8 protein-coding genes are annotated in these 7,403 nt (G+C 74.8%); 3 read left to right on the top strand and 5 right to left on the bottom strand.

The features are described 5' to 3' along the window. The 3 genes from GTR00_RS10320 to GTR00_RS22960 form a co-directional block, all read left to right on the top strand. On the top strand, positions 1-880 hold an 880-nt coding region (locus GTR00_RS10320), incomplete at its 5' end, for an ABC transporter substrate-binding protein (protein ID WP_166611540.1). Between the two features lie 122 nt (positions 881-1,002). Continuing rightward, a complete protein-coding gene (locus tag GTR00_RS22965) occupies positions 1,003-1,302 on the top strand; it encodes an NAD(P)-dependent oxidoreductase (protein ID WP_205705492.1) in 300 nt (99 codons plus the stop codon). Further along, positions 1,299-1,643, top strand: coding sequence for a hypothetical protein (locus GTR00_RS22960; protein WP_205705491.1), 345 nt, complete (start codon positions 1,299-1,301; stop codon positions 1,641-1,643). The genes GTR00_RS22965 and GTR00_RS22960 overlap by 4 nt, the downstream gene beginning before the upstream one ends. A gap of 68 nt (positions 1,644-1,711) precedes the next feature. Here the strand turns inward: GTR00_RS22960 and GTR00_RS10310 are convergent, their stop codons facing one another. The 5 genes from GTR00_RS10310 to GTR00_RS10290 all read right to left on the bottom strand — a co-directional run. Next, positions 1,712-3,373, bottom strand: coding sequence for a dipeptide ABC transporter ATP-binding protein (locus GTR00_RS10310; RefSeq protein WP_166611539.1), 1,662 nt, complete (start codon positions 3,371-3,373; stop codon positions 1,712-1,714). 18 nt (positions 3,374-3,391) lie between these two features. After that, positions 3,392-4,255 (bottom strand): ABC transporter permease, encoded by an 864-nt coding sequence (locus GTR00_RS25745; RefSeq protein WP_166611538.1) that lies wholly within the window; start codon positions 4,253-4,255, stop codon positions 3,392-3,394. Then, the gene (locus GTR00_RS10300; RefSeq protein WP_166611537.1) at positions 4,252-5,244 is read right to left on the bottom strand and encodes an ABC transporter permease; all 993 of its coding nucleotides are present in this window, start codon (positions 5,242-5,244) and stop codon (positions 4,252-4,254) included. The genes GTR00_RS25745 and GTR00_RS10300 overlap by 4 nt, the downstream gene beginning before the upstream one ends. A gap of 5 nt (positions 5,245-5,249) precedes the next feature. Beyond that, complete coding sequence (locus GTR00_RS10295) at positions 5,250-6,893, bottom strand: ABC transporter substrate-binding protein (RefSeq protein WP_166611536.1); 1,644 nt, start codon at positions 6,891-6,893, stop codon at positions 5,250-5,252. Between the two features lie 40 nt (positions 6,894-6,933). After that, a partial coding sequence (locus GTR00_RS10290; protein ID WP_166611535.1) for a GNAT family N-acetyltransferase occupies positions 6,934-7,403 on the bottom strand: 470 nt, incomplete at its 5' end.

Raw genomic sequence — 7,403 nt, 5'->3', positions numbered from 1 at the left:
CCCCGCCTCCCCCACCGCCGCGGCCGGCGGGGTGGACACCAGCGCCGCGCAGCCCGGCCGCCTGACCGTGGCGGCCGTGCCGGAGATCGCCGTGAAGGTCCCCGCGGCGATCCGCGAGCGCGGCACGCTCGTCATCGGCACCACCGGCAACGGCAACCCGCCCCTGAGCTTCCGCGCCGACGACGACAAGACCGTCATCGGCATCGAACCCGACCTCGCGCTGCTCGTCGCGCAGGTCCTCGACCTCGAACCGGACCTGCAGACCACCTCCTGGGAGAACCTCTTCCTGTCGGTGGAGTCCGGGCAGTACGACGTCGGCTTCTCGAACATCACCGTCACGGAGGAGCGCAAGGAGAAGTACGACTTCGCCTCCTACCGCGTGGACACCCTGGCGTGGGAGGTGCCCGCGGACTCGGGGATCACCTCGATCGACGGCCCGGAGGACGTCGCCGGCCTGACCGTCTCGGTCGGCTCGGGCACCAACCAGGAGAAGGTCCTGCTGGACTGGGACGCGCAGAACACCGCGGCCGGGCGCGAGCCGGTGACCATCCAGTACTACCAGCAGGCCTCCGACACCTACCTGGCGCTGAAGTCCGGCCGCATCCAGGCCAGCTTCGGGCCCAACCCCACGGCCGCCTACCACGCGCTCGTCGCCGGCGACACGAAGATCGTCGGTCTCGTGCCGGGCGGCGGGACGGTCCAGGCCGACATCGCGGCCACGACGCAGAAGGGCAACGGCCTCGTGCAGGCCCTGGCGGAGGCGATCGACCACCTCATCGCCGAGGGCGCCTACGCGCAGACCCTGGAGCGCTGGAACCTCGCCGACGAGGCGGTGCCGCAGTCGCGGGTCAACCCCCCGGGCCTGCCCGAGACCGACTGAGCCCCGGCGCGGACCCGCTCCCCGAGGACGCGGGCCCGGCCGCCACCGCCAGCGGCGCGTCCCGGGCGGGCGACGGCCTGGCTCCTGGTGCGGCCGGGGCTCGCGACGACGCCCCGCTCGCCGTGGGACGGCAGCACCCGATCACCGGGATCGTGCACCTCGCCGTCGCCCTGCCGTGGACGCTGACCGACGCCGGCCCGGTCCGGGCCGCGGGAGCGTCCCTGGAGTCGTTCCTCGTCATCGTCCGCGCCGTGCGGGCCTGGGGCGCGCCCCGTGTCGTGACCGCCAGCACCATCGGCGTCCACGGCTTCGCCTCCGAAGGCGCGCTGACCGAAGAGGTGCCGATCCCCTTCGGGCGCTCCCACGCCATCCCGACGTTCGAGGAGATCACGAGCTCCTCGCCGGCCACCTCTCCGACGTGACCGACGTGGGGATCGTCAACGCACGCACCTGCGGCACCTGGGGTCCCGGCGGTCACCTGCCCGACCCGGTCTTCGCCGCCCCCTCGCTGGCCCACGCCGCAGCCCGGCGCGGCGAAGCCGACCTGTCGGGGCTCGTCGCGCCGCGAGCAACGCCGACGTCGTCACCGCGATCACCTCCGTCGAGCCGGACCTCCAGTGCGAACTCCCCCGGCGGAGCCGGCCCGGTGGGCTGGCTGGAGACCACCCGCCTGCGCGAGGGCACCGGGTTCGGGCCCCGCTGCGACACCGCCGCAGCTGATGCCGACCACATCGCCTGGCTGCGCGCGGGGAACCAGCGCTGACCCCGGCGACCCCCGGCTGCCGTCACCTCGACCCGGCGACGTCACGGGGCGCGAACGCCCGCCGCGGATCACCCGGCCGTCGGTGCCGGCGCCGGCGCCGGTGCGCCCGGCTGGCGGGGCACGACGCCCAGCGGGCGGGGCACGGCCCGCAGCAGCGCGCGCGTGTACTCCTCACTGGGGTCGGTGAAGACCGCCTCGACGGTGCCGCTCTCCACCACGCGCCCGGCGCGCAGGACGGTGACGGTGTCCGCGAACTGGCGCACGAGGGCCAGGTCGTGCGAGACGAACAGGTAGGTCAGCCCGAGCTGGCGCTGGAGGGTGACGAGCACGTCGACGATGCCGGCCTGGACCGTCACGTCGAGCGCGGACGTCGGCTCGTCGAGCACGAGCACGTCCGGCTCCAGGGCCAGGGCGCGGGCGATGGCCACGCGCTGGCGCTGGCCGCCGGAGAGGGCCGAGGGGCGGCGCCGGGCCAGGCGCTCGTCGAGCCCGACGCGGGCGAGCAGCTCGCGCACGCGCTCCTCGCGCCCGGCGCGCTCGCCCACCCGGTAGCGGTCCAGGGGCTCGCGCACGATCCGGTCCACGCGCCACGTGGGGTCCAGCGAGGTGAAGGGGTTCTGGTACACGAGCTGCAGGTGCCGCCGCGCGGTGCGCAGCTGCTCGTGCGAGCGCCCGTCGAGGCGCTCGCCGGCCACGCGCACCTCGCCGGTGTCGGGCGCGTCCAGACCCAGCAGCAGCCGCACGGTCGTGGTCTTGCCCGAGCCGGACTCGCCCACGAGCGCGTGCGTGGTGCCGGCGGCGACGGAGAAGGAGACCCCGTCCACGGCCGGGGCGCCCGCGCCGGGGAAGGACTTCACGACGTCGCGGACCTCGATCTTCGGCGCCGCGCCCGCCGGCGCCGCGGCCGCAGGGGCGCGGGCCGGGAGCGGCAGGCGGTGGCGGTCGGGGTTCAGCGCCGGCACGTCGGCCTGCAGCGCGCGGGCGTACTGCGTGCGCGGCGCCGAGAACACCTGCGCGGTCGGGCCGGACTCCTGCACCCTGCCGCCCCGCAGGACGACGATCTGCTCGGCGCGCTCGGCGGCGACGGCGAGGTCGTGGGTGATCAGCAGCAGCCCGATGCCGAGGTCGGCGCGCAGCCCGGTGAGCAGGTCCAGGACGCGGCGCTGCACGGTGACGTCCAGGGCGCTCGTCGGCTCGTCGGCCACCAGCAGCGCCGGGCGCGGCAGCACCGCCAGCCCGATGAGGACGCGCTGGAGCATGCCACCGGACAGCTGGTGCGGGTGGGCGTCGTACACGCGCCGAGGCTCGCGCAGGCCCACCCGCGAGAACGTCTCCAGGACCAGCTCGCGCCGGGCCCGCGCGTCGCGCTCCCCCGTGAGCGCGGCGGCCTCCTGCGCCTGCGCGCCGATGGTGCGCACGGCGTTGAGGGCGTTGGCCGGGTCCTGCGGCACGAAGCCGAGGGTGCGCCCGCGCAGCGGCCGGAACCGGCGCTCGCTCAGGCCGAGCACGTCGGTGCCCCCCACCTCGACGACGCCGCGGGCGCGGGCGGTGCCGGCGGGCAGCAGCCGCAGCACGGAGCGGGCGATCGTGGACTTGCCCGACCCGGACTCGCCGATGAGGGCCAGGCTGCCGCCGCGCGGCAGGGAGAAGGAGACGTCGGAGACGACCTCGGTGCGGTCGTAGGCGACCGACAGGCCCTGGACCCGCAGCAGCGGCGGGGTGTTCGACACGGTGGTCCTGCTGGTGGGTCAGCCGGTGCCGCGCAGCCAGCGGCTGGTGCGGTTGACGGACAGGACGGTGGCGATGGTGACCGCGGCGGGGGCGTACACCAGCCACGGGGCGGTCGGGTAGTCCTTGCCGGCGGAGACGAGCAACCCCCAGTCCGAGGCCGGCGGCGGGTCCCCGTACCCCAGGAACGCCAGCCCGGCGATCACCAGGATCGAGAGCCCGAACTGCAGCACGGCCAGCGCCAGCACGGTGCGCGAGGCGTTGGGCAGCACGTGGCGCAGCAGGACGTGGGTGCGCGAGCCGCCCTGCAGGAAGGACGCCTCGACGAACACCGAGCGGCGGGTCCTGATCACCTCCGAGCGCATCACCCGGGCGAAGACCGCGACGGCGGAGACGCCGGTGGCCACGGCTGCGTTGATGGTGCGGAACCCCAGGGAGCTGACGACGATGACCGCCAGCAGGAAGCTGGGGATGGCCAGCAGCACGTCCACGACCCTGGCCAGGACCACGTCGACGAGGCCGCCGAGGAACCCCGCGAGCAGGCCGACGGCACCGCCCACCACGACGCCGATGACGACCGCGACCAGGGCGCTGCTGACCGAGGAGGCGGTGCCGTGCACGACGCGCGCGAACACGTCCCGCCCGAGGTGGTCGGTGCCGAACCAGTGCGCCGCGCTGGGCCCCAGCAGCTTCTGCGAGGTCACGCCGGCCACGGGGTCCTGGCCGGTGAACAGGCCGGGCGCCAGCGACCAGGCCACCACGACCGCCAGGACGATCAGGGACAGCACGACGGTCGGCGGCGGGAGCGCCGCACCGCGCCGCCGGGGGCCGCGCCGCCCGGGTGCGGGCGCGGCGGCGCGGACGGCGGTGACGGTTCCGCTCACGGGGTGCTCACCTCCTGCGCGAGCACCTCGCGCTCGGCGGACGGACGGGTCGGGGGCTTGCGGACCCGCGGGTCCAGCAGCGGGTGGACCAGGTCGGCGACGAGGTTGACGACGACGAAGACGACGGCGGCCAGGGAGACGACGGCCTGCAGGACGGGCAGGTCCTGCGTGGTCACCGAGGACTCCACGAGGCTGCCGATGCCGGTGCGCCCGAAGATGGTCTCGGTGATGAGAGCCCCGCCGAGCAGCTCCCCGACCGTCAGGGCCAGGACGGTGACCACCGGCAGCGAGGAGGGGCGCAGCAGGTGGCGCAGCAGCAGCCGCGTGCGGCCCAGCCCGCGCGAGCGCGCCACGGAGGCGTACTCCTGGCGGGACTCGTGGTCCAGGCCGGCGGTGAGCACCTCGGCCAGCTGCGCCGACACCGGGATGCCCAGCGCCAGGGCGGCGAAGGACGTCGCCCAGGCGGAGTCGGGGTAGATGACGCGGAAAAGGCCCAGCTGCAGCGCGAAGACGTGGATGAGCACCAGGCCGATGACGAAGTTCGGCACCGACAGGAACAGCGAGGGCAGGGCCCGCAGGACCCCCTGCGCGCGCACGGGCAGGTACTGCGTCCCGAACGCGATGAGCACCGCGAGCGCCACGGCCACCGCCAGCGCCGCGGCCGCCAGCACGGCCGTGGAGCCCAGGACGTCGCCGATGGTCTGCGACACCGGCAGGTTGCTGCGCAGCGAGACCCCGAGGTCGCCGGTGGCGAACCGCGACAGCGACTCCCACAACTGCACGAGCACCGGCTGGTCGAGGCCGTAGTAGGCGACGATGCGCGCGACGTCGGCCTCGGTGAACCCGTTCTCCGGGTTGCGCAGCGTGTTCGTCACCGGGTCGCCGGGCAGCACGCTGATGACGACGAACGTCACCACGTAGGCCAGCAGCACGACGACGAGGGCCTGCCCGACGCGCCGGGCGGCGAAACCGAGGTACCCGCGGTCCACGGCGCTCAGCCGTCCAGGTGCGCGGTGTAGTAGTTGGCGTAGGCGACGCCGTTGTAGGTGACGCCCTTGAGCCGCGCGGTCTGCGCGTAGATGCGCTGCACGATCTGCTCCAGCGGGACGTACAGGCCCTGCTCCAGGACGTGCTGCTGCAGCTGGTCGACGGCCGCGGCGCGGGTGTCGAGGTCGACGGCGCCGGCGACGGCGTCGCGCAGCTGGTTCAGCGTCTCGTCGCCCTCGCCGAGCCCGAACCAGTCCTCGCCGCCGTTCGCGCTGGTGAGGATGCTCGCCACGGTGCCGACGTCGATGAAGCTGCGGGTCACCTCGTAGTTGGAGAGTGTCTTGTTGCCCGTGACGCGCTCGCCGTAGGTGACGACGTCGTAGAGCTGCAGGTCCACGGTGAAGCCGACCGCGCCGAGCTGCTGGGCCACGAGCTCGTCGATGGCCTGGGAGGTGACCAGGTACGGGTTCGGGTACAGCGTCACCGCCAGCGGCTGCCCGTCCTTGGCGCGCTTGCCGTCGGCGCCGGGCACCCAGCCGGCCTGGTCCAGCAGCCGCCCGGCCAGGGCGGCGTCGAAGGCGAACTCCGCGGAGTGGTCGGTGGCCTCGGGGACGTTGCTCTGCAGGAACGACTGCGCTGCCTGCCAGTCCGGGGTGTAGACGGTGGAGAGGATCTCCTCGCGGTCGATCGCGTGCTGGAACGCCTGGCGCACGCGGACGTCCTGGAAGGGCGCGACCGAGGCGTTGAGGCGGTAGCCGTGGGCGAAGCCGAGGTAGCGCGGCACGGCGACCTCGAGACCGGCCTCCTGCAGAGAGGCCAGCTCCTGCGGGGTGGCGTTGTAGGCGACGTCGGCCTGCCCGGACTGCAGCGTCGCCGTGCGCAGCGAGGACTCCTTGACGATCTTGTAGGTGATCGAGTCCAGGGTCGCCGGGCCGGTGCGGCCCAGGGCCTGCGGCCCCCAGGCGTAGTCCTCGCGCCGGGCGAGGACGACGTTGTCGCCCTCCTTCCACGACCGCACGACGTACGGGCCGCTGCCGATGTCCTGCGAGAGGTCGGCCTGCTGCTCGGCGCTCAGGGCGATCGTCGCCGGGGAGACGAGGATGGAGCCGTGGTAGCCCAGGGTCGGGATGAACCCCAGGGTCGGGGCGTCGAACTCGACGACCACGGTGGTGGCGTCGGCCGCCGAGGCGGCGGCGTAGGTCTTGGGGAACAGGCCGATGGGGTTGATGCCGGCCTCGGGGCGGCCCCTGGCCCAGTGGTCGAGGTTCGCCACGACGGCCTCGGCGTCCAGGGCGGTGCCGTCGGAGAAGGTGACCCCGCTCTTGAGGTGCAGGGTGAACTCGGTGGCGTCGGCGTTCTGCTCCCAGCGCTCGGCGATCCACGGGCTGACCTGCCCGTCGGCGTCGACGTGGACGAGCTTGTCGGTCACGTGCCCCCAGACGTTGCCCTGGAAGCTGGAGATCGCGCTGTTGTTGGGGATCCAGGTGTCGCCGAGGGAGTCGATGAGGAAGACGACGTCCCCGCCGGCCTGCGCCCCCTCCCCCGCGCCCGACCCGGAGGCGGCGCCGCCGCAGGCCGCCAGCGGTGCGGCGGCGGCGACCGCGCCCAGCGCGGTCAGGACCGTGCGGCGCGAAGTGTTGTCGGTGCTCACGGGGTGCTCTCTCTCCTGCGGTGGTGTTCGGGGCGGGGGTTCACAGCTGCTTGGCGAAGCAGCGGCTGTGCGGGAGGGCGTCGTAGGGCGGGTAGGGGTCCACCGGCGTCCAGCCCTCGCGCTGGTACAGGGCGAGGGCCTCCGGCTGGAGCCGGCCGGTCTGCAGCAGCAGCCGGTCCAGGCCGGCGGCCCGCGCGGAGCCCTCGACGCGGGCGAGGGCGGCGGCGGCCAGGCCGTGCCGGCGGTGCTCGGGGTGCACGTAGACGCGCTTGACCTCGTGGTGCACCGGCTGACCGGGGTGGGCCAGGCGGCGCAGGCTCGCGGTGGCCGCGGGCTCGCCGTCCACCAGGGCCAGCCAGGTGACCAGCACCTCGTCCGCGGCCGGGGCCGGGGGCCGGCGGCGCGGGCCGCCGCCGGGCGGGGCGTAGCGCGGCCCGACCTCGGCGTCCATGGCCGCGCGCAGCGCCGCCACCCGGGGGTCGTCCCAGCCGGTCGCCCGCCAGACGGCCG

Source organism: Kineococcus indalonis, from assembly GCF_009906395.1.
Classification (GTDB): Bacteria; Actinomycetota; Actinomycetes; order Actinomycetales; family Kineococcaceae; genus Kineococcus; species Kineococcus indalonis.
The sequence above is the reverse complement of the archived record's forward strand: the minus strand, read 5'-3'. Positions and strand labels throughout refer to the sequence as shown.